Here is a 26,620-nt window from a genome sequence, read left to right as displayed (position 1 = left end):
GTCTCGCGGGGTCAATGACCCTGCGAGAGGTCAGACTGGGCGCGACACCGCGCTGCGGGGCTACGCGCGGCGGGCGGTGAGGAGGGCGGCGAGGTCGGCGGCGATCGCGCGCTCGTCGGCGGCGACGAGGGCGTAGTCGCGCACGACGACGCGGCCCGCGACCACCACGTGCCGGGGGCGCCTGCCCGGGTTCGCCCAGAGGAGGCCCGCGACGGGGTCGGCGACGCCCGCGTCGGCGACGCCCGCGACGTCCCAGACGCAGAGGTCGGCGGCCGCGCCGGGGGCCAGCAGGCCGAGCTCGGGGCGGCCGAGGCCGGCCGCCGATCCGTGCGTGGCCATCGACAGCACCTCGCGGGCGGCGAGGGGGCGCCCCGCCAGGGGAGCGACCTGCATCGCGAGGCGCGCATCCGCCAGCAGGTGCCCCGCGTCGTTGCTGCCGCCCCCGCTGGTGCCGAGGCCCACCGCCACTCCCGCGTCCCGCAGGGCAGCCACGGGCGCGATGCCCCACCCCATCGGCAGGTCGCATCCGGGAGCGTGTGTGGCGGTGACGCCGCGCTCGGCCAGCAGGGCGATCTCCGCCTCCGTGACGTCGCAGAGGTGGGCGAGCGTCACATCCGCCTCGAGCCACCCCCACTCGTCGAGGAGGTCGAGCGGGCGGCGCCCGTACCGCTCCAGCGCGATCGCCACGTCGACCTGCTCGTTCGCCTGCGTGCGCCGTCGCAGCCCCCTCCGCGCGGCGACCTCGGCGAAGCGCTCGAACGTGTCGCGCCCGTCGCTGTGCACGCCGGCGGGGCCGATGGCGACCTGCAGCATCCCGTCGTCGGTGAGGCCGCCGCTCGCCGGCGCGAGTGCCTGGGCGATGGCGTCCGCCGACTCGGCGGCCTGCGCCGCGTCGTCGCGCGCCGCCCCGCGCACGAAGACGAGCCGTCCGCCGAGCTCTCGGGCTGCGGAGGCGGTGGCCGCGGCGAGCGCGACCGTCTCGTCGGTCGTCATCGCGGCGGGCCAGGTGAGGTGGTGATCGGCGACGGTGGTGACCCCGCTGAGGAGCCCCTCCGCCACACCCGTGAGCGCCGCCGCGTGGCCGAGCTCCGGATCGACGCCGACCGCGGAGTACGCGGCCGCCATCGTGGGCAGCCAGTCGCGCATCGCGACTCCGCGGGTGCCGGGCAGGGTGCGGAACGCACTCTGCAGCAGGTGGTGATGCGCGTTGACGAGGCCCGGCGTCACGACGCAGTCCGAGGCATCCAGCACCTCGGCCGACGAGTCGGACCGGCCGGTGGTCGGTGTCGTACCCGCGTGCGGCACCGAGACCACGACGCCGTCCGCCACGACGACGTCGCCGCCCGGCTCGAGGCCGTCGGCGGGTACCTGGTCGGTCCCGGTGAACACGTGTTGAGCGTCGCGCAGGATGAGCATGCACCGATCATGGCAAGCGGATGTGTCGGGCAGATGACGCGAGGCGCCGTAACGTCGGCGTCACACGCGACACCTATGCTGAGGGCACGACAGGAGGTCCCGATGCTCGAACTCGCCTCCCGGCTGCTCGCCGCGATCGACGCGGGCTCGCGCGTCGCCGTCGCGACGGTGGTCGCCGTCGACGGCAGCGCCCCGCGGGCGCTCGGCACCTCGATGGCCGTCGACTCCTCGGGTGCGGTCATCGGCAGCATCTCGGGCGGATGCGTCGAGGGCGCCGTCTACGACGCGTGCACGCGAGTGCTCGAGAGCGGGCGCAGCGAGCTGTGCGAGTTCGGGTTCAGCGACGACGACGCGTTCGCGGTCGGTCTGGCGTGCGGCGGGCGGCTGAGCGTCGTCGTGCATGAGTTCGCGGCCCCCGGTCTGCGCAATGCCCTCCGCCCCGCGACTCGGCGCGAGCTCGAGGCAGCGGCAGAGGGGCGAGAGGCATCGCTCGGGCTCGTCGTCGACGATGAGGGCGGGCGCATCCTCTCGTCCGACACCCCGCACGAGGATCCGCGACTCCTCCGGGAGGTCGAGGCGGCGGGCGCGAACGGGGTCACCCGACGCCGTGCCGTCGAGTGCGACGGCGAGGTCGTGCAGCTTCTGCTGCTGGCGAGCGCTCCGCCCCCGCGCATGATCGTGTTCGGGGCGGTCGACTTCTCGGCCGCGCTCGCCTCCGCGGCGGCGCTCCTCGGGTACCGCGTCACCGTGTGCGATGCACGCCCCGTGTTCGCCACGGCCGCGCGCTTCCCGCAGGCGGAGGTCGTCAACCGGTGGCCGAGCGACTACCTCGCCGACACCGAGGTCGACGAGCGCACCGTCCTCTGCGTGATGACCCACGACGACAAGTTCGACGTGCCACTGCTCACCCTCGCCCTCCGGCTGCCGGTGGCCTACGTCGGCGCGATGGGATCCCGCCGCACCCACGAACGGCGCCTGGAACGACTGCGCGAGGCGGGCCTCGACGACAGCGAGCTCGCGGCACTGCACTCGCCGATCGGGCTCGACCTCGGCGCCTCGAGCCCCGAGGAGACCGCGGTGTCGATCCTCGCCGAGGTGCTGCAGAGCCGCACCCGCGCGAGCGCCGCGCCCCTCCGCGAGACGAGCGGTCCGATCCACCGGCCTGCGACCGGGCATGGGGGCCACTCGGCAGACCTCCCCGACGCGGGGTCGACGGAGATCCGCGGTCGGGTCGGATGACCGCCGACCGGTTGATCCTCGAGCACGCGTACGTCGCGACGATCGACGCCGACGGCACCGAGCATCCGGATGGTCACGTCGTGATCGACGGCGGCACCATCGCCGCGGTGGGCGCCGGTCCCGCCCCCGGGTGGGCGCGGGAGGGTGCCGATCCGCAGCGCCCCGACGCCGGCGGCTTCCTCTCGGTCGAGCGCCTCGACGCCGCCGGCTGCCTCGTCACACCGGGCCTCGTCAACACGCACCACCACCTGTACCAGTGGCTCACCCGCGGTCTGGCACAGGACAGCATCCTGTTCGACTGGCTCGTCGCGCTGTATCCCACGTGGGCCCGGATCACCGCCGACACGGTCGGCCCCGGAGCGCTCGGCGCGATGGCGGTGGCTGCCCGATCCGGATGCACGACCGTCGGCGACCACCACTACGTCTTCCCGAAGGACGGCGGCGACGTGCTCGGCTCGATCGTCGAGGCCGCGGGCGAGCTGGGTGTGCGCCTGCACGCCACCCGCGGGTCGATGGACCTCGGCCGCTCGCAGGGCGGGCTGCCGCCCGACTTCGCCGTCGAGACCACGGTCGCCGCGCTGCAGGCGAGTGCGGATGCGGTGCACCGCTGGCACGACCCGTCGCCGTCGTCGATGGTGCGGATCGCCATCGCGCCCTGTTCCCCGTTCTCGGTCACGCCCGAGCTGCTGCGCGACGCTGCGGTCCTCGGGCGCGAGCTCGGGGTGCGGCTGCACACCCACGGCTCCGAGACCGTCGAGGAGGACGCCTTCTGCCTCGAGCGCTTCGGCACGACCCCCACCCGCTACCTCGACGACCTCGGCTGGCTCGGCGACGATGTCTGGATGGCGCACTGCGTCCACCTCGACGACGACGCGATCACCCGCTTCGCCCGCACGGGCACGGGCGTGGCGCACTGCCCGTCGTCGAACGCGCGCCTCGCCGCGGGCATCGCGCCCGTCGCCGACCTGCTCGCCGCCGGGGTGCCGGTGGGGCTCGGCGTCGACGGCTCGGCGTCGAACGAGTCGGGGCAGCTGGGCACCGAGATCCGGATGGCGACCCTCGCCGGACGTCTGCGATCGGGGGCGTCGGCGATGAGCGGCCGCACGGCGCTGCGGATGGCGACGATGGGCGGCGCGCGCGTGCTCGGACGCGCCGACGAGATCGGCTCGCTCGAGGTGGGGAAGCTGGCCGACATCGCCGTGTGGGACGTGTCGGACGTGGAGCACGCCGGCATCGCCGACCCCGTCGCCGCGCTGACGCTCGGCGCGCTCCCGCCGCTCCGCCGCCTCTACGTGAACGGTGAGGCGGTGGTCGCCGATGGTGAGCTCACCCGCGTGTCCTCGCGCGACGTCGCCGCGCGCGTCACCCACGCCGTCGAGGTGCTGCGGGGGCGCTAGCCGCGCGCTGGGGACGTGATGGATGGGCGGATGCGCGAGTGCCGCCGGGCGATCGTTCGCTGCACACCCAGAAACGATGGCTGCGCGGCCCACGCATCCGCGCTTTCTGGGTGCGCTCCCGCCAGGTCGGGCGTCATGCCGCTCGCGGGCACTCGACTCAGGAGGGGAGGAGCACGGGGAGCAGCAGGGAGACCGCCAGCGCCAGCATCACCAGGGCGATCGCGGCGTCGAGGATGCGCCACGCGAGGGGGCGGGCGAAGACCGGACGCAGCAGACGTGCGCCGTAGCCGAGCGCCGAGAACCACAGCACGCTGCCCGCGGCGGCGCCGAGCGCGAACCACCACCGGTCGTCGCCGTGGGTGTTCGCGACGGATCCGAGCAGCAGAACCGTGTCGAGGTACACGTGCGGGTTCAGCCACGTGAGGGCGAGGCACGTGAGCACCGCGGCCCAGAGGCTGCCGGGGCCGGGGCGCGCATCCGCCGTCAGCACCGCCGGACGCAGCGCCCGCCGCGCCGCGAGCACCCCGTACACGGCGAGGAAGATCGCACCCGCCACCCGCACGACGACGAGCACGAGAGGGAACCGCTCGACGATCACGCCGATCCCCGCGACACCCGCGCCGATGAGTGCCGTGTCGCTCAGGGCGCAGATCATCACCACGGCGCCGACGTGCGAGCGCAGCAGCCCCTGCCTCAGCACGAACGCGTTCTGCGCACCGATCGCGACGATGAGCGAGAGCCCGAAGCCGAGCCCGGCGACGGCGGCGAGAAGAGGGGAGGCCACGTCTCGACCGTAGGCGCTCCTGGATGAGCGCGTCCAACTGCACTTCTGACTGAACCATTAGCATCGCTGATGATGAATCTGCAGCCCGATCAGCTCGCCGCCCTCCGCGCGGTCGTCGAGGAGGGCACCTTCGACCGCGCCGCCCGCGCCCTCAGCGTGACGCAGTCGGCGGTGAGTCAGCGCATCAAGGCGCTCGAGACCGCGGTCGGCGCGGTGCTCGTCACCCGGACCCGCCCGGCCGCCCCCACCGCGACCGGCGAGGTGCTGCTGCAGCTCGGGAGAGAGATCGACCTGCTCAGCAGGGAGGCGCTCGTCCGGATCGGCGCGGCGGAGAGCATCCGCCCCGAGGTGCCCATCGCGGTGAACGCCGACTCGCTGGCGACGTGGTTCCTGCCCGCGGTCGCCCCGCTCATCGAGACGGTGGGCCTGCGGGTGCTGCGCGAGGACGAGGGGCACACGCCCGCGCTCCTCCGCGACGGGAGCGCGATGGCGGCCGTCACGTCCGACCGCGAACCCGTGCAGGGCTGCTCGGTCGAACCGCTCGGCGCGATGCGGTACCGCCCGCGCGCGAGCCGAGCCTTCGCGGATCGCTGGTTCGCCGACGGCGCGAGCCCCGCCTCGTTCGCCGTGGCGCCGGTGGTCGCGTTCGATGCGAAGGACGACATGCAGGATGCGCTCCTTCGGACGCACGGGCTCGAGGCGTCGGCGGTGCCGCACACCTTCATCCCCGCCTCGGTCGACATGGCGGATGCAGTGCGCCGCGGCTTCGGCTGGGCCATGCTGCCCGACCTCCAGGTCGGCGACGGCGACGACCTCGTGACGATCGTCGAGGCCGGCACGCGCGACGTGCCGCTGTACTGGCAGCAGTGGCGCCTTCGCTCAGTCGCTCTCACCGCGGTCGCCGACGCCGTCCGCGCGGGCGCCGCCGCCGCTCTCCGTCGCTGAGCCCCGGCCCGGGTGGGGCGCTCTCGAGGCGCTGGTGCCGGCGCTCCCGCGGTGGTGGTGCGGGTTCCGCCCGCCTCCTGCGTCGAGGGGGCCTGGTGGGCCCCGACTGGCTACGGATCGGGCGCGACTCGCAGCACCACCGACCCCGGGTGCCTCCGGCGGCCCAGGGATGCCGGGTGTCGGAGTGCCTGCGTTCGGCCTGAGTGCCTGTGTTCGGCCTGAGCTGATTCCGGAGATTCGCTGCGACACGCCGTCCAGATTCCGGAATTGCCGCTGAGAAGCCGCGAAGTCCGGAGTCAGCCCGAGGCCTGGGCTGAGGCTCCCTGACCCGACCAGCCCCTAGCCAGTACTGGACCCGGTAGGAGCCACGCGACCCGGCCCCGAGAACTCACCCCTGCAGCATCCGCCACACCCTGTCGCGCGACATCGGGAGCTCGTGGGGGCGCACGCCGACGGCGTCGCGCACCGCGTTCGCCAGCGCGGGGGCGACGGGGTTGTACGGGGCCTCGCTCATCGACTTCGCGCCGAAGGGTCCGACGGTGTCGGCGGTGTCGGCGAAGATCACCTCGGTGTCGGGGACGTCGGCCATCTGCGGCAGGTGGTATCCGCGGAAGACGGGGTTCGTCACGGCGCCCTCGTCGAGCAGCATCTCCTCGTACAGGGCGGTGCCGATGGCCTGCGCCACGCCGCCCTCGATCTGTCCGCGCAGCTGCTCGGGGTTGAGCACGAAGCCCGCGTCGGCGGCGTGCACCGACTGCAGGATGCGCACCTCGCCCGTGCTGCGGTCGACCGCCACTCGGAAGGCCTGCACATTGAACGCGAGCGACCGCTTCGCGCCGTCCTCGCTGCCGGTGGCGCTGAGCGACCCGCCGGCCGCGGCGGCGATCTCGGTGAGCGGCACGAACCTCTCTCCGATGCGCACTCCGTCGGCCTCGAGGTGGCCCTCGCTCCACTCGCCCGCGAGCTCCGACGCGGTGCGCAGGATGGCGGACTTCAGCGACGTCGCCGCAGAGTACAGCGCCTTGCCCGCGATGACGGATCCGGCCGACCCGAACGCGCCGGTGTCGTAGGCGGCAGCGTCGGTGTCGGACTGGCGGATGCGGATGCGCTCCGGCCGCGTGTCGAGCACGCTCGAGGCGATCTGGGTGTGCACGGTCGTGGTGCCGTTGCCGAACTCGGCGGTGCCCACGCCCGCGGTGTACGCGCCGTCGGCGTCGAGGGTGATGGAGACGGTGGAGAAGTGCCCACGCGGGGGCAGCGTCGCGATCATCGACGACGCCATGCCCACCCCGACGCTCCACTGGTCACCGGAGGGGACCGGGAGGACGTAGGCACCCGGCGCCGACCCCGAGCCCCGCGCGAGCGCCGCCTCGACGAGGTCGAGGCATTGGTCGAGCCCGTAGCTGCCGAAGCCGATGTCGTCGCCCTCGACGTGGGTCGCGACGAGCGGGTCGCCCGGCTGCACCGCGTTGAGGCGGCGCAGCTCGAACGGGTCGATCCCGGTCTTCACGGCGAGCTCGTCGAGCGCCGACTCGATCGCGAAGAGCACCTGCCCGAGCCCGTACCCGCGGAACGCGCCCGAGGGGATGTTGTTCGTGTACACCACCTCGGCGTCGATGCGCTTGGCAGCGACGTCGTACAGGCTCACCGTCTCGCCGACGGAGTGCCAGAGGACGCCGATGGAGTGGTTGCCGTAGGCGCCGGTGTCGCTCAGCACATCGATCGCGAGACCGGTGAGGCGGCCCTCAGCGGTGGCGCCGAGCTCGACCGACACCCGCATGGGGTGGCGGCACGGCGCGACCGTGAACTCGTCGGCTCGCGTGAACTCGTACGAGACCGGGCGCCCGGTGCGCAGCACCGCGAGCGTGACGACGTCCTCGGTGAGCAGCTCCTGCTTGCCGCCGAACCCGCCTCCGACACGCGCGGTGAAGACGCGCACCTTCTCGCGGTCGAGCCCGAACACGTGGCACAGCTCGTCGCGGATGAGGAACGGCACCTGGCTGGACGTGCGCAGCACGAGCCGGTCGCCCTCCATCCAGCCGACGGTCCCGTGCGTCTCGAGGGAGGCGTGCGAGACGCGGCTGGTCTGCCACGTGCCCGACACGCGCACCTCCGCCGCCTCCAGGGCGGAGTCGACGTCGCCGTGCTCGGCGTGGATCGACTGCACGGTGTTCCGCTCGGGATGCTGGATGCGCGACGTGCCCGCCTCCTTGTCGCCGTGCAGCAGCGGGGCCCCGGCGGCGCGCGCCTCCTCCGGGTCGAACACGGCGGGGAGCGGCTCGTACGTCACGCGGATGAGGCGGCACGCCGCCTCCGCGATGCCGATCGTGTCGGCGACGACCGCGGCGACGCGCTGCCCGCGGAAGCGCACCACGTCGTCGAAGACGCGCGAGTCGTCGGGGTCGTCGGTGCGGTGCTCGTGACGGCCCGTCGAGAAGTACACGTCGGGGGAGTCGCGGTGGGTGAGCACGGCGTGCACACCCTCGAGCGCCTCCGCCTCGCTGGTGTCGATGGCGACGATGCGGGCGTGCGGATGCGGGCTGCCGAGCACCTTGAGGTGCGTCACGCCGGGCACGGCGACGTCGAGCGTGTACGGCTCGCGTCCGGTGACGATGCGGCGACCGGCGGGCGCCTTCACCGCGGTGCCCACGGTGAGCGTCGGGGGAGTGCTGGTCTGGACGAGGGGGTCGTCGATGACCGGGACATCGACGGCGACCGCTTCAGCGCTCTCGTCGTGGGAGCCGCAGATCCCCCCGCAGCCGCCCGCCGCATCCGCCCCACCGGCCTGCGCGCACACGCCCGCCGTGATCGACTGGCGGATCGCCCGGTACCCGGTGCAGCGGCAGAGGTTGCCCTTCATGAGCCGCGGCAGGTCGTCGAGCTGCTCGGGCTTCAGCGTCGTCGCGGTGACGACCATCCCGGCGGTGCAGAAGCCGCACTGGAAGCCGGCGTTGTCGACGAACGCCTGCTGCACGGGGCTCAGGTCATCGGGGTCGCCGAGTCCGGCGACGGTGGTGACCATCCGATCCGCGGCCCGGTACGCCGGGTAGATGCAGGAGTGGACCGGCGTGCCGTCGACGATCACCGAGCAGGCGCCGCAGTCGCCCGAGTCGCAGCCCTTCTTGACCTCGAACCCGCCCTGGTCGCGGAGGAAGGTGCGGAGGCACTGCCCGGGGGCGGGCTCGGCCTCGCGCTGCTCGCCGTTCATCACGAACCTCATCGGGAGACCTCCTCGAGCTCGTCGCGGATCTCGGCCGCGAGCAGGGCGGACACCGCACGCCGCCAATCGGCGGCGCCGTGCGGATCGGTGAACCACGTGGTGAGCGCGGCGACGTCGTGCTGCAGAGCGGATGCGTCGGGCAGCGTGTCGTACCGCAGCTGCTCGGGACGCACCGTCGCGCCGCTCACGGTGAGGGTGAAGGCGCCGTCGGGCGCGAGGCGGCCGATGACGACGGCGCCCGAGCGCCCGATGGGCGACAGCGCGATCTTCCGATAGGCGGTGCGCGCGGCCAGCGACGAAGCGGGCACGCGGAACGAGCGGACGACGTCGCCCACCCCGAGCGCGTTCTGCCCGTTGCCGGTCACGAGCGCGGCGACGGGGATCTCCTCGTCGCGGCCGTCGGCACGCCAGACCAGGGCGACCGCGTCGAGGCCGGAGAGCAGCGACGTCATCGGGCCCGCCGGCAGCGAGGCGCACACGTTGCCGCCGACGGTGGCGACGTTCCAGACCTTGAAGGAGCCCAGCAGCGCCGTGCAGGCCTGGAAGAACAGCGGATGCGCGGGCCAGCCGCGATCGTCGGGGATCGCCGCGAGCTCGGCGAGGGTACAGGTCGACGAGATCACGAGATCGCCGTCGAGCACGGTCCAGGCGGGCCAGTCGAACGCCATCAGGTCGACGAGGCCGGTCACGCCGGCCTGCTTCTCGGAGAACACCCACGAACCGCCGGCGACCGGGATGACACCGGGCGCCAGTCGGGCGAGGTCGGCGCGATCCCTCGCGGGGATGATGGTGGTGACGGTGTGGAGATCCATCGGGTGGTGCCCTTCCGCGGTGCGACCCGCGTTGTCACACGGGGTCCCAGTACATCGCACCCCTGTTTCCGCAGTGTAACGGCGCGTTTCAGCGCGGGCGCCTCGCCCCGCGCCCCCGCTCAGGGTGAACCCGAACGGCGAGGACCCGCCCTTGTGCGCGTCCGGGAGGGGCCGTTTCTCGCCGCTCGACGAGGACGCGCGGAGGCCGGGACGCGCACGCGGGGGACGCGGACGCGGGCGGGTCAGCCCAGGGAGGCGACCCACTCCGTGGTGCCGTCGTCGAAGCGCTGCTCCTTCCAGATGGGGAGCCGCTCCTTCACGAGGTCGACGAGCTCGGCGCAGGCCGCGAACGCGGCCGCACGGTGCGCGGAGGCCACGGCGGCGGCGAGGGCCACGTCGCCCACGGCGAGGTCGCCGATCCGATGGGCGAACGCGAGCCGCACCTCGGGGTGGCGGCGGGCGATCTCGGCCGCCACCTCGACCGCGACCTCGGTCGCCGATGGATGCGCGGAGTACGACAGCGCGTCGACCCCGCGGCCGTCGTCGTGGTCGCGCACCACCCCGGCGAACGTCACCACCGCGCCGTCCTGCGCGGTCTCGACGAGCGCGGCGCAGCGGGCGACGTCGATCGTCTCGTCGGTGACCTCGGCCAGCCGGACGCGGCTGTGCTGCTGCCAGTCGGTGGAGTCACTCGGTGCGGACATGGTCGCCTCCGTGCAGCTGGTCGACGAGGTGCTCGAGCACCCCGTCGAGGACGTCGAGGCCGTCGCGCACCCCGCCGCGGGATCCGGGCAGGTTCACGATCACCGTCGTGCCCGTGACGCCCGCGAGCCCGCGCGACACGATCGCGAGCGGTGTCGCGGCGGTCCCTCGGCGTCGGATCTCCTCCGCCACGCCGGGCAGCTCGCGGTCGAGGAGCGCTCTCGTCATCTCGGGGGTCGCATCGGTGGGGGAGACGCCGGTTCCGCCCGAGGTGATCACCGCATCCATGCCGGCCGCGATCGCCGCCTCGAGCGCGCGGCCGACGGGCGCGCCGTCGGGCACGACCTCGACGACGCTGCTCCACCCGCGCGCGGCGAACCACTCGGCGATCAGCGGACCGGCGGTGTCGTCGTAGACACCCGCCGCAGCGCGCGTCGACGCCACGACGACCATCGCGCGGCGAGGCCGACGCGGAGGACGCGGCTCGCGGATGCCCGTCGTGTCGTCCCCCGAGTCGCCCTCCGCCGCCGGCGAGAAGGGGGACTCGCTCATCCGCGTGCCCATTCGCCGCTCGCGCCGCCCGACTTCTCGAGCACGCACACGTCGCCGATCACCGCGCCGCGGTCGACCGCCTTGATCATGTCGTACACGGTGAGCGCGGCGACGGATGCTGCGGTCAGCGCCTCCATCTCGACCCCGGTGACCCCGGTGGTCTTCACGCTCGCCACGATGCGGAGGCTCGTCGCACCGGGTTCGAACTCCACCGACGCGCCCGAGATGGGGAGCGGATGGCACAGCGGGATGAGGGACGGCGTCTGCTTGGCACCCAGGATCCCGGCGATGCGGGCGACGGGCAGCGCCTCGCCCTTGGGCAGCTCGCCGGCGACGAGCAGCGCCATCACCTCGGGCGTCGTCGTCACCACCGCCTGGGCCACCGCGCGGCGGGCGGTCACGGCCTTCTCGGACACGTCGACCATGCGCGCGGCCCCGCGCTCGTCGAGGTGCGTGAGCTCGGTCCCCTCAGCCACGGGCGTGCTCCACCGTGGTGGGGGCTGTCGCGTCAGTCATCGATCCTCCAGAAGTCGAGCGGGGTGCCGGCGGCGACGTGGTCGACGCCGATCGGCACATGGATGAGCACCGTCGAGCCGGCGAGCGAGTGCAGCAGGTGGCTCGATGGGCCGCCGAGCGTCTGCAGCTCGCCGTCGACCAGCACGCCACGCCGCAGCTGAAGCACGTGCGGCGGCGAGTCGAGGTCGTGGGAGATCGGAGCGCGGCGGCGCTCGCGGCCGACGACCGTCGCGCCCGCCGTCGTGAGGAGGGCGCCGCGCAGGAACGCCTCGAACGACACCAGCGCGCTCACCGGGTTGCCCGGAAGGCAGACGACGGGCAGCGTGCGACCGTCGCGCAGCGCCGCGAGCCCGAGCCCCTGCGGGCCGCCGGGCTGCAGCGCCACCTTCTCGAAGCGCACGCCGATCGGGCCGAGCGCATCGCGCACCACCTCGCGCGCCCCCGCGCTCACACCGCCCACCGTGATGACCAGGTCGGGTGTGCCGTCCGCCTCCCCACGGGTCGCGGCGTCGAGGATCGCGAGGAGGTCCTCCGCGTCGTCGCTGCGGCACGGCCGCACGTCGACATCGCATCCGATCGACTGCAGAGCGGCGGTGAGCGCGACGGAGTTCGAGTCGTGGATGCGCCCGGGCGCCAGATCCTCACCAGGGTCGCGGATCTCATGCCCGGTCGGCACGAGCAGCACCCGCAGCCGCCGGCGCACGGCGACCCCGGTGAGCCCGACGCCGTTGATCACTCCCGCACGAGCCGGGGTGAGCCGGTCACCCGCGTGGAGGAGCACCTGGCCTGCGGCCACATCCGACCCCTGTGCCCTCACGTACGTGCCGGAGCCGACCGGAGCGGTGAAGCGGATGGTCGCCTCCGTCCCCGGGGCGGGGAAGAGCGGCGGATCGACCCGCTCGACCGGCACCACGGCATCGGCGCCGGGGGGCAGCGGCGCGCCGGTCATGATCGGCGTGGCGGTGCCGGGCCGGTGCGGAGGCGCGGCGTCGCCGGCCGCGATCCGCCCGGCCACGGGGAGCGCGACCGGGGATCCCGGCGCGGCGGACTCGAGGTCGGCGGCGAGCACCGCGAACCCGTCCATCTGCGAGTTGTCGAAGCCCGGCAGCGCCCGCGGCGCGACGACATCGGCAGCGAGATAGCGCGCCACGTGCTCCTCGGGGCGATCGGTGAAGGCGTCTCCGCCGACGTCGATCGTCTCGGACCCGAGCCCGCGCGCGACAGGCCTCAGCAGCTCGAGGATCTCGTCGCGGTGGTCGTCGATCGTGCGCACCCGTCCATCCTGCCCCACGCCTGCGACGCCGTCGGCGCTCACTCGAGGCGGCGCGGCTCAGCCGCCGGCGAAGGGCGGGAGCACGTCGAGCGTGTCGCCGTCGGCGAGCACACGCGTGCGGTCGGTGGTCGCCGAGCGGTTGAGCAGGAAGGAGCAGCGCGACAGCACGGCACCGGCCTCGGACGACGAGGTCCCCGTGGCCCCCGCGGCGATCTCGCCGAGCACGTCGGCGATCGACCGCCCCGCGGCGTCGAGCTCATCTCCTACCCGGCCGACCGCGGCCTTGGCAGCGGCGAAGTAGCGGATCGTGACCACGCTCATCCGCCGATCGCGCTCATCGTGCGGGCGGGCTGCGCGAACGTCGGGTCGTCGAGCCCGTGACCGGCCGGCTTGGCCCACATCGCGCCACGCCACAGCTCGGCGAGGTCGTCGTCGGTGGCGCCGGCGCGCATCGGCTCGAGGAGGTCGGTCTCGGTGTGCGAGAACAGGCAGCTGCGCACCCGTCCCTCGGCGGTGAGGCGGGTGCGGCGGCAGTCGGAGCAGAACGCCTCCGTGACCGAGGCGATCACGCCGACGCGGCCGAGCATCCGCTCGCCGTCGTAGACACGGTAGAGCTCGGCGGGCGCACCGTCGCGGGGAGCGTCGTCGGGGGCCAGACGGTAGCGCTCCTCGAGCAGGCCGCGGATCTCGGCGGCCGTGATCATGTCGGTGCGGCTCCACGAGTGGTCGGCGTCGAGCGGCATCTGCTCGATGAACCGCAGCTGGTGGCCGCCGGTCAGGGCCCAGTCGAGGAGGTCGACGGCCTGGTGGTCGTTGACGCCGCGCATCAGCACCGCGTTGACCTTGGTGGAGACGAGCCCGGCCGACCGGACGGCGTCGATCCCCGCGAGCACCCGGTCGAGGAACGGGCGCCGCGTGATCGCCTCGAACGTGGCCGGCTCGATCGAGTCGAGCGAGACGTTGACGCGGTCGAGGCCCGCCTCGGCCAGCGCTGTCGCCCGCGAGGCGAGGCCGATGGCGTTGGTGGTGAGCGAGATCTCCGGACGCGGATCGAGCGCCGCGACCTCGCGCACGATGTCGACGAGGTCGGCCCGCAGCAGCGGTTCGCCGCCCGTGAAGCGCACCTGCCGCACGCCGAGGTGCTCGGCCGCGAGGCGCACGAGCCGCACGATCTCGGCCCGCGACATCAGCGCCGGCCGGGGGAGGAACGGCAGCCCCTCGGCGGGCATGCAGTACGTGCACCTCAGATTGCAGCGGTCGGTGAGCGACACCCGCAGATCGGTCGCCACGCGGCCGAAGCGGTCGCTCAGCCCGGACCCCGCCTCGCGCGGCCGCGCGGCTACGACGGTGGCCGCCGAACCGGCGCCCGTCGTGTCGGCGGCGTCGGCTCGCGCGCCCCCGCGGGGGGCGGGGATCCCGAGTGCGACCGTCATGCATCCACCCTACGCGCGCCCGCCCCCACCCTGCGCGTGCGTCCCGCCCGCGGGCCCTCTCCGCGCGCCGACCGCCCCACAGACGCGCGGATATGGCATTCGTGGTGACCTCAGCGCCCCGGGGGCCACCACGAGTGTCACATCCGCGCCGGATCCACGCGGGGCGCGGGACGACGCGGTGCGGAGGGCGCCGAGCGGCCGTGCGGGTTGCGCCCGTGTCGCGGGCACTCCTGCCCGGTGGGGCCTTTCCCCGGCGCTCAGCAGGCGCAACCCGCGTCATCCGTCGGCCGCTGGCCTGCGACACGTGCGTTGCCCGCGCCCTCGGCGGCCCGCAGGTCGCTACGAGCGTCACATCCGCACCCGTGCGACGCGGGGACCGGGGCAATACATGCGGGTCGTCGGCGGGTTGCGCTGGCGGATACGGCAGTCGTGGTGCCCTCGGCGGCCCGCAGGCCGCCACGAGTGTCACATCCGCGCCCGCATCACGCGGGAATGCAACCGGGGGCCGGCCCTGTCCGGAGAGCGCGCGGCTCGCGGATCTGGCACTCGCGGTGGCCTCGGCGCGCCTCTGGCCGCCACCAGCGTCACATCCGCGCCCCGGCCGGACAGGGGCGCGCGGTCAGTAGCGGGGCTTCTCGGGCTCGATCTCGGCGACCCAGGCGTCGATGCCGCCGCGCACGAAGCGGACGTCGTCGTAGCCGGACTGGCGGAGGGCCTGCGCGGCGCGCTGGGAGCGGCCGTCGTGGTGGCAGTGCACGATCACCGTGGCGTCGGCGGGAACGGCCTCGCGGGCCTCGGGCGAGAGGATGCCGCCGAGCGGCACGAGCACCGATCCGTCGATCGCGACGAGCTCGTGCTCGTGCGGCTCCCGCACGTCGACGAGCACGAAGTCGGCCTCGCCGCGGGCGCGGGCCTGGAGGAGGGAGTCGAGCTCGGAGACCGAGACCGAGTCGGTGGAGGCGTCGTCCTGCATGGTGGTCCTCTCGTGGTGGGGTCGCGCGGCGGGTCCGGGGGAGCTGCCGGCGGTGGGTCCGTCGGTGAACGGGTCGTAGGGCCGGCCGACGTTCGCCACCCGCGGCGTCGCGGGCTCGGCGGTGCCGAAGGGCACCTCGGTCGTGGTGCCGTCGAGGGCGTCGACGACGAGGAGGCGGCCGAGCAGCGGCTCCCCGTATCCGCCGAGGAGCTTGAGGGTCTCCGACGCGAGGATGCCGCCGACGGTGGCGCAGAGCGGACCGAGCACGCCCGCGATCGCGCACGTCTCGTCGGCGTCCGCTCCCCGGCGTTCGAGGTCGGGGTAGAGGTCGGACAGCGTGCGGGCCGCGCCGTCGGGCGCCTGCGCCCAGAACACGGTGGCCTGCCCGTCGAAGCGCAGCACGGAGCCCCAGACGTAGGGCTTGCCCACGAGTGCGCACGCCGCGTCGGCGATGATCTGCACGTCGAAGGTGTCGGTGCCGTCGACGACCACGTCGTACTCCGACACGAGGTCGAGCACGGTCTCGGGGGTGATCTCGACGTCGTGCTCGATCACCTCGACGTGCGGGTTCAGGCGCCGCAGCGCGGCAGCGGCGGAGGCCGTCTTGCGTGAGCCCACCGCCACATCCGGATGCAGGACCTGCCGATGCAGGTTCGACACGTCGACCGTGTCGCGGTCGACGACCCCGAGGGTGCCCACGCCGGCCGCGGCGAGGTAGAGGAGCACGGGCGAGCCGAGCCCGCCTGCGCCGAGCACGACGACGCGGCTGTTCTTGAGCCTGCGCTGCCCCTCGAGCCCGATCTGCGGCAGTGCCATCTGGCGGGCGTAGCGCAGCAGCTCGGCTCGGGTCAGCTCGGGCCCGGGGGAGACGAGCGGGGCGAGGGCCATGCCTCGATTCTGCCACCGTCATACGACGCCCTGTCCCGCCCGACGGAGCACGAGCGGATCTGGCACTCGCGGTGACCTCGCGCGCTCCAGGGCCACCACGACTGCCACATCCGCGCCGCCCCACCCCCAAGCGCGGGCGCTCGCGCCAGAACGCAAGCGCCCGCGCGGCGGGCCCATCCGCCCGCTGACCGGGTGGGGCGGTACCGTAGGGGCACGCATCCGACCCGGAGCGTGGAGAGGTGTGCCGTGTACCTGAAGAGCTTGACCCTCAAGGGGTTCAAGTCCTTCGCCAACCCCACCACCTTCCAGTTCGAGCCCGGCGTCACCTGCGTGGTCGGCCCGAACGGCTCCGGGAAGAGCAACGTGGTCGACGCCCTCGCCTGGGTGATGGGGGAGCAGGGGGCGAAGACCCTCCGCGGCGGCAAGATGGAGGACGTCATCTTCGCCGGTACGGCGACGAAGGGTCCGCTCGGCCGTGCCGAGGTCACGCTCACGATCGACAACGCCGACGGCGCGCTCCCCATCGACTACACCGAGGTGACGATCAGCCGCACGCTGTTCCGCAACGGCGGCAGCGAGTACGCGATCAACGGCGAGAGCTGCCGGCTGCTCGATCTCCAGGAGCTGCTCAGCGACTCGGGCCTCGGCCGCGAGATGCACGTCATCGTCGGTCAGGGCCAGCTGGATGCGGTGCTGCACGCCACCCCCGAGGGCCGTCGCGGCTTCATCGAGGAGGCGGCCGGCATCCTCAAGCACCGGCGTCGCAAGGAGAAGACGCAGCGCAAGCTCGAGGCCATGCAGGCGAACCTCACCCGCCTGAGCGACCTCGCGGGCGAGATCCGCCGACAGCTGCGGCCGCTCGGCCGGCAGGCGGAGATCGCCAAGCAGGCGCAGGGCATCGCGGCGATCGTCCGCGACGCACGGGCCCGGCTGCTCGCCGACGAGGTCGTCGAGCTGCGCCGCGCACTCGACGCGCACTCGCGCACCGAGAGCGAGCGCCACTCCGAGCGGATCGTGCTGCAGGAGCGGCTCGAGCAGTTCACCCTGCGGATCGCCCGTATCGAGGCCGCTCAGGTGGGCGATGCGGTCGACTCGGCGCGCCAGGTCAGCTTCGGACTCGAGAGCGCGCAGCAGCGGCTGCGCAACCTCTCGAACCTCGCCCACCAGCGGCTCGCCCTGCTGGGCGGCGAGGCGTCGGTGCCCGAGATGCAGCCCGGCGTCACGCCCGGAATGGTGGCCGACTCGCGCGAGGAGGCCGAACGGCTCGCCGCGCTGGTGGGCACCTCCGAGCAGGCGCACCGCGACGCGCAGGCCGCCACCGCCACCGCCCGCGCCTCCCTCGACTCGCTCGACGAGCAGATCGCGTACCAGTCGTCGCTGGTGTCGAAGCACGACCTCGAGCTGTCGAAGCTCACCGGACAACTCGAGTCGGCGAACTCGCGGCTCGCCGCCGTGCGCGGCGAGGTGCTGCGTCAGCAGAACGCGCTCGACGCCGCGACGGTCCGCGCCGAGGCCGTGCGCGCCGAGTTCGCGCAGGCCGAGGAGCAGCAGGCCGAGGCCGAGGAGAACGACACCGACCTCGACGAGGCCTATGAGTTCGCCCAGGCCGCGGTGTTCGAGGCCGAGGGCGAGATCGATCGGCTGCGCGACGAGCTGCACACCCACGAGCGCGAGCGCGACGCCCTCGCCGCCCGGTCGAGCGCGCTGTCGATGGCGCTCGACCAGCGCGACGGCTCGGCCGACCTCGTCGCAGCCGGCCTCACGGGCATCCGCGGTCTGGTGGCCGACCACGTGAAGGTGTCGCCCGGCTTCGAGGCCGCGATCGCCGCCGCGCTCGGGCCCCTCGCGGATGGGGTGCTCGCCACCACGACGACGGATGCGATCGCCGCGATCGCCGCGGCCGCCGAGTCGGACATGGGCCGTGTCGAGATCGTGATCGGATCTCCGGAGGACTCCGGAGCCGACGGCTCCGACCCCGAGGCCCCCGGCGTGGGCGCCGACGCCGGCTCCCGCGCCGCGGCCGCCCTGGACTCGCTCGGCTCACCGGCCGGTCTCACCGCCGCGACCCGGGTGGTCGACGGGCCCGCCGGCCTCGCCGGCATCCTCGACGCCGTGGTGATCGCCGACGACCTCGCGGCCGGCCGCGACTCGTGGGAGGCGCTGAGCCGCGAGATCGGCCCCGCGCTCACGATGGTGTCGCGCGAGGGCGACGTGCTGACCCGGTACGTGCTCCGCGGCGGCTCGGGCGCGACGCGCTCGCGCATCGAGCTCATCGCCGAGCGCGACACCGCCGCCGCCCTGCTGGAGGAGCGGCTCTCGCTCATCGAGCGGGCCCGTTTCGCGCTCGCCGAGCAGCGCGGTGTGCTGCAGGTGGCGAAGGAGCAGTCGCAGGCCGCGCTCGCCTCGCTCCGCGAGCACGACTCGCAGCTCGCCTCGCGCACCGAGAAGCTCAGCCGGCTCCGCGCGCAGGCCGAGGCCTCCGAGGGTGAGCTCGAGCGCCTCGCCCGCTCGCTCAAGCTGGCCCAGGAGACCGTGTCGTCGGCGGAGGCGGGCGCCGAGAAGGCGCGCGCCGAGCTCGACGAGCTGCGCGCGCGGCCCCGGCCGATCCTCGACGTCAGCTCGCGCGACGGGCTGCTCGCCGAGCTCGAGCGGGCGCGCGAGCACGAGGTCGAGGCGCGCCTGGGAGTCGAGACGGCGCGGGAGCGGGTGCGTGCCGAGCAGCTGCGCGCGGCGGCCCTCGAGAAGCAGCTCGAGTCGGAGCGGGCGGCCGCCGAGGCCGCGGCCCGCCGCGCCGTGATCCGGCGGCGGCAGATGGAGGCGGCGACCGCCGTGGTCGAGGCACTGCCGGCGGTGCTCGAGTCGGTCGACCGGTCGGTGGACGAGGCGCGCCTGCTGCTGGCCCGCCGCGAGGCCGAGCGGGCGGAGCAGAACGAGGAGCTCACCGCGCTGCGCCGCGACGAGGCCGTGCTGCGCCGTCGGCTGCAGGAGATCACCGAGAACGTGCACGGTCTCGAGCTGCAGATCTACGAGAAGAAGCTGCACCTCTCGAGCCTGCTCGAGCGTGTCGGCTCCGAGCTCGGGCTCGTCGAGGACGTGCTCATCGCCGAGTACGGGCCCGACCAGCCCGTGCCGGACGACGACGCGCCGGCGCCCGCTGCAGCGGTGCAGGCGTCGGAGGACGAGTCGACCGATGACGAACCGGTCGGCGCAGAGGACGTGCCTCGCGCCTCCGACGACAGCACCGCATCCGACGACGACGCACCGACCCCGACACCCGGCCGCCCCTTCGTGCGCGCCCAGCAGCAGCAGCGCCTCGCGAAGGCCGAGCGCAAGCTCGCCGAGCTGGGCCGCGTGAACCCGCTGGCGCTCGAGGAGTTCGAGGCGCTCGAGCAGCGGCACCGGTTCCTCACCGAGCAGCTCACCGACCTCACGAACACCCGCAAGGACCTCCTGACGATCATCGAGGAGATCGACGAGCGGATGCAGACGATCTTCGAGAGCGCCTTCACCGACACGCAGCGGGCGTTCTCCGAGGTCTTCCCGATCCTGTTCCCGGGTGGCACCGGATCGATCACGCTCACCGATCCGACCGACATGCTCACCACGGGAATCGAAGTGAGCGTCAAGCCCGCGGGGAAGAAGATCGAGCGGCTCTCGCTGCTCTCGGGCGGTGAGCGCTCGCTGGCCGCGGTGGCGCTGCTCATGGCGATCTTCAAGGCCCGCCCCAGCCCGTTCTACATCATGGACGAGGTGGAGGCGGCGCTCGACGACGCCAACCTGGGCCGGCTGCTCACCACGTTCGAGGACCTGCGGGAGTCGTCGCAGCTCATCGTGATCACGCACCAGAAGCGCACGATGGAGATCGCCGACGCCCTCTACGGCGTCTCGATGCGCCAGGACGGCGTCTCCGCGGTCGTCGGCCAGCGCGTGAAGGCCGAGCAGGCCGAGGACGTCCCCGCCTGACCCTCACGTTTCGCCACACTCCTGGCGCTTCGCCATACGCATGCGCGTGGCGAAGCGCCAGAAATGTGGCGGAACCGTGGAACTAGTGGGTGCTGGGCTCGGTCTCGATCTCCGAGCGGTCGCCCGACCAGAGCGTGTGGTAGACGCCGGGGGCGTCGACGCGCTTGTACGTGTGGGCGCCGAAGAAGTCGCGCTGGCCCTGGATGAGGGCGGCGGGCAGGCGCTTCGACGCGAGGCCGTCGTAATACGACAGCGCCGAGCTGAAGCCCGGCACCGGCACACCGGACAGGGCCGCGGTCGACACCACACGACGCCAGGCGGCCTCGCCCTCGGCGACGGCCTTGGCGAAGTACGGGTCCTCGAGCAGCGAGGTGATCTCGGCGTCGTTCTCGTACGCCTCGACGATCCGGTTGAGGAACTGCGCGCGGATGATGCACCCCGCGCGCCAGATCTTCGCCACCGCGCCCTTGTCGATCTCCCAGCCGTACTGCTTGGCCCCGGCGATGATCTCGTCGAAGCCCTGCGCGTAGGCGACGACCTTCGACGCGTACAGCGCGGCGCGGATGTCGTCGGCGAACGAGTCGACGTCCACCTCCACGACGTCGGGTCGGGCGGTGATCGTCTTCTGCACGGCCTCGCGCTGCTCAGGGTGCGACGACAGCGAGCGGGCGAACACGGCCTCGGCGATGCCGCCGACCGGGGTGCCCAGGTCGAGGGCGTTCTGCACGGTCCACGCGCCGGTTCCCTTGGCGCCGGCCTGGTCGAGGACGATGTCGACGAACGGCTTGCCGGTCTTGGCATCGACCTGCTTGAGCACCTCGGCGGTGATCTCGATGAGGTACGACTCGAGGTCGCCCGAGTTCCAGGCGGTGAACACCTCGGCCAGTTCGGCGGGCTCGCGCTTGGTGAGCGTGCGGAGCAGGTCGTAGGCCTCGGCGATGAGCTGCATGTCGGCGTACTCGATGCCGTTGTGCACCATCTTCACGAAGTGGCCGGCGCCGTCGGTGCCGATGTGCGTCACGCACGGCTCGCCCTCGGCGACCGCGGCGATCGACGCGAGGATCGGGCCGAGCGTCTCGTACGCCTCCGCGGTGCCGCCGGGCATGATCGAGGGACCGTTGAGCGCGCCCTCCTCGCCACCGGAGATCCCGGTGCCGACGAAGTGGATGCCCCGGGCCGAGACGTCCTTCTCGCGACGGATGGTGTCGTGGAAGTTCGCGTTGCCGCCGTCGACGATGATGTCGCCGGGCTCGAAGCGGTCGGCCAGCTCGGCGATGACCGCGTCGGTGCCCGCGCCGGCCTGGACCATGATGATCGCGGTGCGCGGCTTCGACAGTGAGGCGACGAAGTCGTCGACCGACTCCGACGCGATGAACCCGGCCTCCGGGTGCTCGGACACCAGCTTGCGGGTGCGCTCAGGGGAGCGGTTGTACACCGCCACGGTGTTGCCCTCGCGGCTGGCCAGGTTCCGGGCGAGGTTCGAGCCCATCACCGCCATCCCCACGACGCCGATGTTGGCCTTGCCCTGTTCGGTCATTCTTCCTCCGTGCCGTCTTCGGGCCGCTCGTCGCGTGCCCTCGTACAGTCTTCCGCATCCGCACCCCGTCTGTCCTGCGAAGACCCGGGTCGCGTGGTCCTGCCGAGAGTGAGCCCGTGGGCGGACCGGTCCGAGTGAGCCGGCCCGCCCACGGGCCCCGCGTCTACTGCACGCGGCGGCGGCGGAGGATCAGCCCCGTGCCGCCGAGGGCGAGCAGCAGCGCGGCGGCCGCACCGACCGCGATCGGTGCCGCGCCGGTGGACGCGAGACCGTCGCGTCCCGTTCCGGAGCCCTGTGCCGAGTCCGGGCCACCCGCCTGGCCGGCGCCCGCATCCGCTCCGGCACCGTCTCCGCTGTCGGAGTCCTCGGGATCCTCCGGACCACCCGGCTGCGTGGGATCGCCCGAGCCAGGACCGCCAGGACCACCAGGCTCGCCGGGCTCACCCGGAGCGGCAGCAGCATCGACGGTGAAGGTCCGCACCGCCGAGAGGTCGACGGCGCCGTACGGGTCCTCCGTCCGGACGTACCAGCCGTGCGGACCGTCCGCGAGGCCCGTCCAGGTGGCGGACACGGTGGTGCCGCTCGCGACGTCCTGCAGCGACTCGACGGTGTCGGTCGTCAGGATGTCGGCGCTGAACGCATCCGTGGCCAGCTCCTTGACCGCCGGGGTGATCCCGAGGGTCTCGTACGACATCGTGAACTCCTGGTTGCCCATGTCGAGCGACGGGTCGTCCGAGTCGAAGTCGTCGAGCGAGGGGGAGTACGTCCGGACCGTGATGGTGCCGGTCTCGTCGTCGAAGTGGAGCAGGCGCAGGTAGCCGAGGCCGCCCTCCGCCAGACCCTGGTAGTCGAACAGCATCGAGTACACGGTCCGCTCGGGCGTGCCGTCACCGTCGTCGTCGAACGCATCCGCCCGCGTGAACGCGTCGTGGTAGTGGCCCGACATGACCATCATCACGTTCGGGTTGGTCGCCACCACCTCGTCCTGGATCCGCTGCGGGATGTCGCCGAGGCCACCCGTGGTGAGCATGAACTCGTGCAGGTTGAGGATCACCTTGCGCTCCGGGTACCGGGCGATCACGTCGTTCATCCACGCGATCTCCGCCTCTCCCGGTCCCCATCCCATCGACACGACCATGAAGTCGATGCCGCCGGCGGAGAACAGGTCGTAGTGCCCGCGGTTGTCGAGGTAGCTGCCGCCGTACCAGGGGTTCGACGCGTACCGGGACTCGCCGAACCACTGCGAGTAGTGCGAGTAGTCGTCCTCCTTGTGGCCCACGTCGTGGTTGCCTGCCAGCACGCCGTACGGCAGCCCTGCGGCGTCGAGCTCGTCGTACGCGGCGTCGGCCCGGATCCACTGGTCCTCGATCGTCGAGTCGTCGACGATGTCGCCCGTGTGGAACAGGTACTGCAGGTTCAGCTCGTCGCGCTGATCGAGCACGAAGTCGTGGATGTCGAGCTGGTGCTGGTAGTAGTCCGGGTTGGCGTTGTAGTACTGGGTGTCGGTCTCCCAGGCGAGCGTGAAGTCGTAGTCCGAGCGCGGGGTCGCGTCCGGGTGGTACGGCGTCACGTCCGAGGTGCGCGACGAGAGGTCGCCCGAGGTGAAGCCCTCCGAGTGCTGCACGAGCACGGTGAGCGCGCCGTCCTTCACATGGTCGGCGACGGGGACCGTCGCGGCGAGGTCGAACGACTCGGGGGCGGCACCGGATGCGGTGACGTGACGGTCCACCTCCTCCCACGATCCGGTGGCCGTGTTCATCACGTACATCAGCACCTTCGCGTCGGCGTTCGCCGAGCCGGACCACGCCAGACGCGCCTGCGCGTCGTCGCCGGCCTCCGCCGGGACGGTCACGTCGAACATCTGGTACGGGAACGCGGAACCGCTCGACACCGACGAGTCGACGCCGTCGGCGCCGGTCATCGCGGCGAGCTCGTCGCCGGTGAGGACCGCGCGGTCGGTGCGATCGACGGCCGCCGCCATCTCGGTCGCGCCCTTCCAGCTGGTCACGCCGCTGTCGGTCGGATCGAGGTGGTAGCCCTTGGCGAAGTCGACGTCGAGCACGTCGCCCGACGGGTCGGTCGGCGTGGCGGTGAGGTCGACGTCGCGCGTCGTGACGATCGCGCCGTCCACCGGCGACACCAGCTCGGTGCCGGGCTGCTCGTCGGGGGTCGTGAACGACACCGTGCGTGTCGCGGTGTTGCCGAGCGCATCCTCCGCCGTCACGACGAACGAGTGCGTGCCCGAGGCGAGCGTCACCGAGGAGGTGGCGTAGGGGAGCGCGATGCGCGACCCGTCGAGCGTCGCCTGCGAGGAGGCCAGGCCGGAACCCGCATCCGTCGCCGAGGCATCGAGGGTGAACCCGCCGCGGTACTCGGTGCCGTCGACGGCGCCGGTCGTGATGACCGGCGCGGTGTTGTCGACGGAGACCGTGGCGGATGCCGAGGCTCCTGAGGACGAGGCGGCCACGGTGTGAGCTCCGTCGGCGACAGCCGTGGTGTCCCAGGTCGCCGCCTTCGCCGCGAACGCGTCGTCCGGCAGCACGAAGCGGGCGTCGTAGAAGTCGAGCTTCCCGGTCGAGTCGCCCATCTGCAGCACGGTCGTCGAGTCGTCGTAGCCCACCGGGGTGAGGGTGCGACCGTCGGGGAGCACGAGACGGAGGTTCTTGATGGTGAAGTCGTCGTTGTTCTCGTTCGGGTCGATGACGGGCGCCGCCTTCGTCCCGGCCCAGACGCTCACGACGAGCTCCTGGCCCTGCGTCACGTACGACAGGGGCACCGGGGTGGCGACGGTCTCGTAGCCCTCCGGGATGCCGTCGTCGAAGATGTGCAGCACGTCGTCGCCGATCCGCACGCCGTTCTTGAAGAACACGTTGACCCCGCTCGCGTCGAACGCGAACACGGGCTCGGCCTCGAGCGATGCGGAGGTCTGGACGGGCGCGCCGTCGACGCTCAGCGTCACGGTGTCGGAGGCGTCGTCGGTCGCCGCGGCGAGGCGCGCCTGCCCCGACACGAACTGCCCGTCGGCGACGTTCAGCCGCAGCGGGGACGAGTCGGCGCCCTCGACGGGGAGGTGCACCACCTCGGTCGACGACAGGGAGCGGCCGTCGGAGGCGGTGACCTGGTAGTCCACCGATCGGGCGCCCGTGAGGTCGGCGGCGGGAACGCTGAAGGCGTACCCGTCTGAGCCGTCCGAGGTGAGGTTCACCGAGCGGAACCCTGCGTCGACGTTCGTCTTCCAGCGCAGCGTCACGGTGCGCACCTGGGTGTCGTCCGTCACCGAGAACGTGAAGCGGAACGGCGAACCCGGGGTGATCGTCGCGGCGGTCGCATCCGCGATCGTCGGCGCCGCGGTGTCGACCGCGGGGACCATGAGCCCGGCGGGCACCTGCTCGGCGGTGACGGCACCGGGCGAGGCCGGGGCCAGCCCGCTGAGGCGCTGACGCGTCGTGTCGGCGGGGTCGACGGCGTACTGGATGCCCTGGTCGGCCACGGTGTCGTCGGCGCCGCCGAGGTTGTAGTACGCGCGGTTGACGCTGAAGCCGGTGTTGGTGATGACCTCGATGCCGCGCGGGCTGCCGTTGGCCATGCCTGCGGAGTGGATCTCGACGAGGTCGGTCCCCGCGGTGAGCGACGTGCCGAACTTCGCGTTGAAGTCCGCCGCGGTGAGCGCGTCGTTGGCGCCGTTCTTCACCCAGAGCACGAGCGTCTTGCCGGGCTGGATGACCGGGTTCGACGGCTGGGCCGGCCAGAGCGCGGTCTGGCTGTTCGTGAGGTCCTCCAGCGGGTAGAGGTACCGGATGGTGTAGTCGCCGAAGTCGACGGGCGTGCTCGTCGCGTTGTACACCTCGATGAACTCGTACCCGTCGCCCGAGCCCACGTTGGACGAGTCGGGGAGCAGCTCCGTGACCTGGAGCGGCGCCGTGACCAGCGACGGGTCGGGCTGCGGGCCGGGCGCCGGCGCGGGGTCGGTCGGCTCGGGGCTCGGCGGGTCGGTCGGGTCCGGATCCGGGTCGCCGTCGCCGGGGCGCTGGAACGCGGCCGGGTCGACGAGGCCGGGCGTCGCATCCGCCTGTGCGGAGAGGACGCGCATCGAGCGTGCGGCCGGATCGGCAGGCAGTGCGAAGTGCGCGCCGCGGTCGGGACCGACGGATCCGGCCGGGTAGAACGACCAGCTCACGGAGGCGCCCGCGCGGTCGATCACGCGGATGCCGCGGTCGCCGCCGTTCGCCATGCCGGCCTGCCCGGTGGCGTGGATGATCGGGTAGTCCTCCGCACCCTCCGGGAAGTGCGCGCGGAAGTCGTCGTCGGTCTTCGAGAACGAGTCGACCTTGCCCGAGGCGTACTGCAGCCAGACCACCGCGGTGCCGTGGGCGGGCACGACGCTGCCCGCGGGCACGGTGAGCGCCTTGTCCTTCGCGCTGTCGTCGCTGTCGGCGTAGATGTAGCTCAGCGAGAGACCGGATGCGGTCAGGTCGATGTCCGCATCCGTCGTGTTGGCGAGCTCGAAGAACTCGAAGTGGTCGTCGCCGTCGTTGTCGGGATCGATCTCGGTGACGAGGAGCGGGGGGACGGCGGGGACGTCGGCCGCCAGGGCGGCGGGGGCCGCGACGAGCGCCCCCGTTCCCAGGGTGAGGCCGGTGGCTCCGGCGAGCAGGGCGGCGAGCGCCCTCCGGGTCGGTGATCGCATGCGGTGTGTGACTCTCGTGTCGGTGATGAGGACGGTCGGCGCTTCTGGCGCCGGACCGGGCGTGACCCCTCGAGGGGACAAACGCCGCCGACGCTAGGGAGGCGACATGACCTGCGACAGGACGAGCGGTGAACGACAGGTGTCGATGCTGGGTGCCGGATGTGACGTGGCGAGTCGCCCTGCCCTCGTGCTGTAGCATGGACGACTGACCTCGGCGAGGGCCGTCGCGCATGCGCGGTGGCCGTGATCGACGCGGTGGGTTTCGGCCGGCATGCCTTCCCTC

17 protein-coding genes are annotated in these 26,620 nt (G+C 73.0%); 4 read left to right on the top strand and 13 right to left on the bottom strand.

What is annotated here, in order from left to right:
• Nucleotides 1-60: 60 nt before the first annotated feature.
• Entirely contained in the window at nt 61-1,416 is a 1,356-nt protein-coding gene (locus ACFJGV_RS04560; RefSeq protein WP_378147179.1) for an amidohydrolase family protein, read from the bottom strand.
• Between the two features lie 102 nt (nt 1,417-1,518).
• On the opposite strand from ACFJGV_RS04560, the gene ACFJGV_RS04555 reads away from it, so the two are divergent.
• Entirely contained in the window at nt 1,519-2,655 is a 1,137-nt protein-coding gene (locus ACFJGV_RS04555; RefSeq protein ID WP_378147176.1) for an XdhC family protein, read from the top strand.
• A complete protein-coding gene (locus ACFJGV_RS04550) occupies nt 2,652-4,052 on the top strand; it encodes an 8-oxoguanine deaminase (protein ID WP_378147175.1) in 1,401 nt (466 codons plus the stop codon). Before ACFJGV_RS04555 ends, ACFJGV_RS04550 begins: the two co-directional genes overlap by 4 nt.
• 157 nt (nt 4,053-4,209) lie before the next feature.
• On the opposite strand, the gene ACFJGV_RS04545 is transcribed toward ACFJGV_RS04550, so the two are convergent.
• Nucleotides 4,210-4,836, bottom strand: coding sequence for a LysE/ArgO family amino acid transporter (locus ACFJGV_RS04545; RefSeq protein WP_378147173.1), 627 nt, complete (start codon nt 4,834-4,836; stop codon nt 4,210-4,212).
• Nucleotides 4,837-4,905: 69 nt separating this feature from the next.
• Between ACFJGV_RS04545 and ACFJGV_RS04540 the strand changes: the two genes are divergently transcribed.
• Entirely contained in the window at nt 4,906-5,781 is an 876-nt protein-coding gene (locus ACFJGV_RS04540) for a LysR family transcriptional regulator ArgP (RefSeq protein WP_378147171.1), read from the top strand.
• A gap of 388 nt (nt 5,782-6,169) precedes the next feature.
• On the opposite strand, the gene ACFJGV_RS04535 is transcribed toward ACFJGV_RS04540, so the two are convergent.
• From ACFJGV_RS04535 to ACFJGV_RS04495, 9 genes are all read right to left on the bottom strand, one after another.
• Nucleotides 6,170-9,001, bottom strand: a complete 2,832-nt coding sequence (locus ACFJGV_RS04535; RefSeq protein ID WP_378147169.1) for a molybdopterin-dependent oxidoreductase — start codon at nt 8,999-9,001, stop codon at nt 6,170-6,172.
• Complete coding sequence (locus ACFJGV_RS04530) at nt 8,998-9,813, bottom strand: FAD binding domain-containing protein (RefSeq protein WP_378147167.1); 816 nt, start codon at nt 9,811-9,813, stop codon at nt 8,998-9,000. Before ACFJGV_RS04530 ends, ACFJGV_RS04535 begins: the two co-directional genes overlap by 4 nt.
• A 242-nt stretch (nt 9,814-10,055) precedes the next feature.
• The gene (locus ACFJGV_RS04525; protein ID WP_378147165.1) at nt 10,056-10,517 is read right to left on the bottom strand and encodes a molybdenum cofactor biosynthesis protein MoaE; all 462 of its coding nucleotides are present in this window, start codon (nt 10,515-10,517) and stop codon (nt 10,056-10,058) included.
• A complete protein-coding gene (locus ACFJGV_RS04520; protein WP_378147163.1) occupies nt 10,501-11,067 on the bottom strand; it encodes a molybdenum cofactor biosynthesis protein B in 567 nt (188 codons plus the stop codon). Before ACFJGV_RS04520 ends, ACFJGV_RS04525 begins: the two co-directional genes overlap by 17 nt.
• Nucleotides 11,064-11,492 (bottom strand): cyclic pyranopterin monophosphate synthase MoaC, encoded by a 429-nt coding sequence (moaC, locus tag ACFJGV_RS04515; protein ID WP_378148627.1) that lies wholly within the window; start codon nt 11,490-11,492, stop codon nt 11,064-11,066. The genes ACFJGV_RS04520 and moaC overlap by 4 nt, the downstream gene beginning before the upstream one ends.
• A gap of 83 nt (nt 11,493-11,575) precedes the next feature.
• Nucleotides 11,576-12,856 (bottom strand): gephyrin-like molybdotransferase Glp, encoded by a 1,281-nt coding sequence (gene glp / locus ACFJGV_RS04510; RefSeq protein ID WP_378147162.1) that lies wholly within the window; start codon nt 12,854-12,856, stop codon nt 11,576-11,578.
• Nucleotides 12,857-12,913: 57 nt separating this feature from the next.
• The gene (locus ACFJGV_RS04505) at nt 12,914-13,177 is read right to left on the bottom strand and encodes a MoaD/ThiS family protein (protein ID WP_378147160.1); all 264 of its coding nucleotides are present in this window, start codon (nt 13,175-13,177) and stop codon (nt 12,914-12,916) included.
• Nucleotides 13,174-14,289 (bottom strand): GTP 3',8-cyclase MoaA, encoded by a 1,116-nt coding sequence (gene moaA, locus ACFJGV_RS04500; RefSeq protein WP_378147159.1) that lies wholly within the window; start codon nt 14,287-14,289, stop codon nt 13,174-13,176. The genes ACFJGV_RS04505 and moaA overlap by 4 nt, the downstream gene beginning before the upstream one ends.
• Before the next feature lie 619 nt (nt 14,290-14,908).
• Nucleotides 14,909-16,150 (bottom strand): ThiF family adenylyltransferase, encoded by a 1,242-nt coding sequence (locus tag ACFJGV_RS04495; protein ID WP_378147157.1) that lies wholly within the window; start codon nt 16,148-16,150, stop codon nt 14,909-14,911.
• Between the two features lie 246 nt (nt 16,151-16,396).
• Here ACFJGV_RS04495 and smc point away from each other — a divergent pair, with 246 nt between their 5' ends.
• Nucleotides 16,397-20,113: a chromosome segregation protein SMC gene (smc, locus tag ACFJGV_RS04490; RefSeq protein WP_378147156.1), complete on the top strand. Its 3,717-nt coding sequence runs from the start codon at nt 16,397-16,399 to the stop codon at nt 20,111-20,113.
• An 82-nt stretch (nt 20,114-20,195) separates the two neighbouring features.
• On the opposite strand, the gene gndA is transcribed toward smc, so the two are convergent.
• Together gndA and ACFJGV_RS04480 are read right to left on the bottom strand one after the other, a co-directional pair.
• A complete protein-coding gene (gndA, locus tag ACFJGV_RS04485) occupies nt 20,196-21,650 on the bottom strand; it encodes an NADP-dependent phosphogluconate dehydrogenase (RefSeq protein WP_378147155.1) in 1,455 nt (484 codons plus the stop codon).
• A gap of 163 nt (nt 21,651-21,813) precedes the next feature.
• A complete protein-coding gene (locus ACFJGV_RS04480) occupies nt 21,814-26,337 on the bottom strand; it encodes a metallophosphoesterase (protein WP_378147154.1) in 4,524 nt (1,507 codons plus the stop codon).
• Nucleotides 26,338-26,620 lie beyond the last annotated feature (283 nt).

The sequence above is a fragment of the Cnuibacter sp. UC19_7 genome, assembly GCF_042699995.1.
Classification (GTDB): Bacteria; Actinomycetota; Actinomycetes; order Actinomycetales; family Microbacteriaceae; genus Cnuibacter.
This window is presented reverse-complemented; position numbering and strand designations above follow the sequence as displayed.

Coding starts and splice junctions, on each gene's coding strand:
- ACFJGV_RS04560 (WP_378147179.1), bottom strand. CDS start 1,416: ATGCTCATCCTGCGCGACGCTCAACACGTGTTCACCGGGACCGACCAG.
- ACFJGV_RS04555 (WP_378147176.1), top strand. CDS start 1,519: ATGCTCGAACTCGCCTCCCGGCTGCTCGCCGCGATCGACGCGGGCTCG.
- ACFJGV_RS04550 (WP_378147175.1), top strand. CDS start 2,652: ATGACCGCCGACCGGTTGATCCTCGAGCACGCGTACGTCGCGACGATC.
- ACFJGV_RS04540 (WP_378147171.1), top strand. CDS start 4,906: ATGATGAATCTGCAGCCCGATCAGCTCGCCGCCCTCCGCGCGGTCGTC.
- ACFJGV_RS04535 (WP_378147169.1), bottom strand. CDS start 9,001: ATGAGGTTCGTGATGAACGGCGAGCAGCGCGAGGCCGAGCCCGCCCCC.
- ACFJGV_RS04530 (WP_378147167.1), bottom strand. CDS start 9,813: ATGGATCTCCACACCGTCACCACCATCATCCCCGCGAGGGATCGCGCC.
- ACFJGV_RS04525 (WP_378147165.1), bottom strand. CDS start 10,517: ATGTCCGCACCGAGTGACTCCACCGACTGGCAGCAGCACAGCCGCGTC.
- ACFJGV_RS04520 (WP_378147163.1), bottom strand. CDS start 11,067: ATGAGCGAGTCCCCCTTCTCGCCGGCGGCGGAGGGCGACTCGGGGGAC.
- moaC (WP_378148627.1), bottom strand. CDS start 11,492: ATGGTCGACGTGTCCGAGAAGGCCGTGACCGCCCGCCGCGCGGTGGCC.
- ACFJGV_RS04505 (WP_378147160.1), bottom strand. CDS start 13,177: ATGAGCGTGGTCACGATCCGCTACTTCGCCGCTGCCAAGGCCGCGGTC.
- moaA (WP_378147159.1), bottom strand. CDS start 14,289: ATGACGGTCGCACTCGGGATCCCCGCCCCCCGCGGGGGCGCGCGAGCC.
- ACFJGV_RS04495 (WP_378147157.1), bottom strand. CDS start 16,150: ATGGCCCTCGCCCCGCTCGTCTCCCCCGGGCCCGAGCTGACCCGAGCC.
- gndA (WP_378147155.1), bottom strand. CDS start 21,650: ATGACCGAACAGGGCAAGGCCAACATCGGCGTCGTGGGGATGGCGGTG.
- ACFJGV_RS04480 (WP_378147154.1), bottom strand. CDS start 26,337: ATGCGATCACCGACCCGGAGGGCGCTCGCCGCCCTGCTCGCCGGAGCC.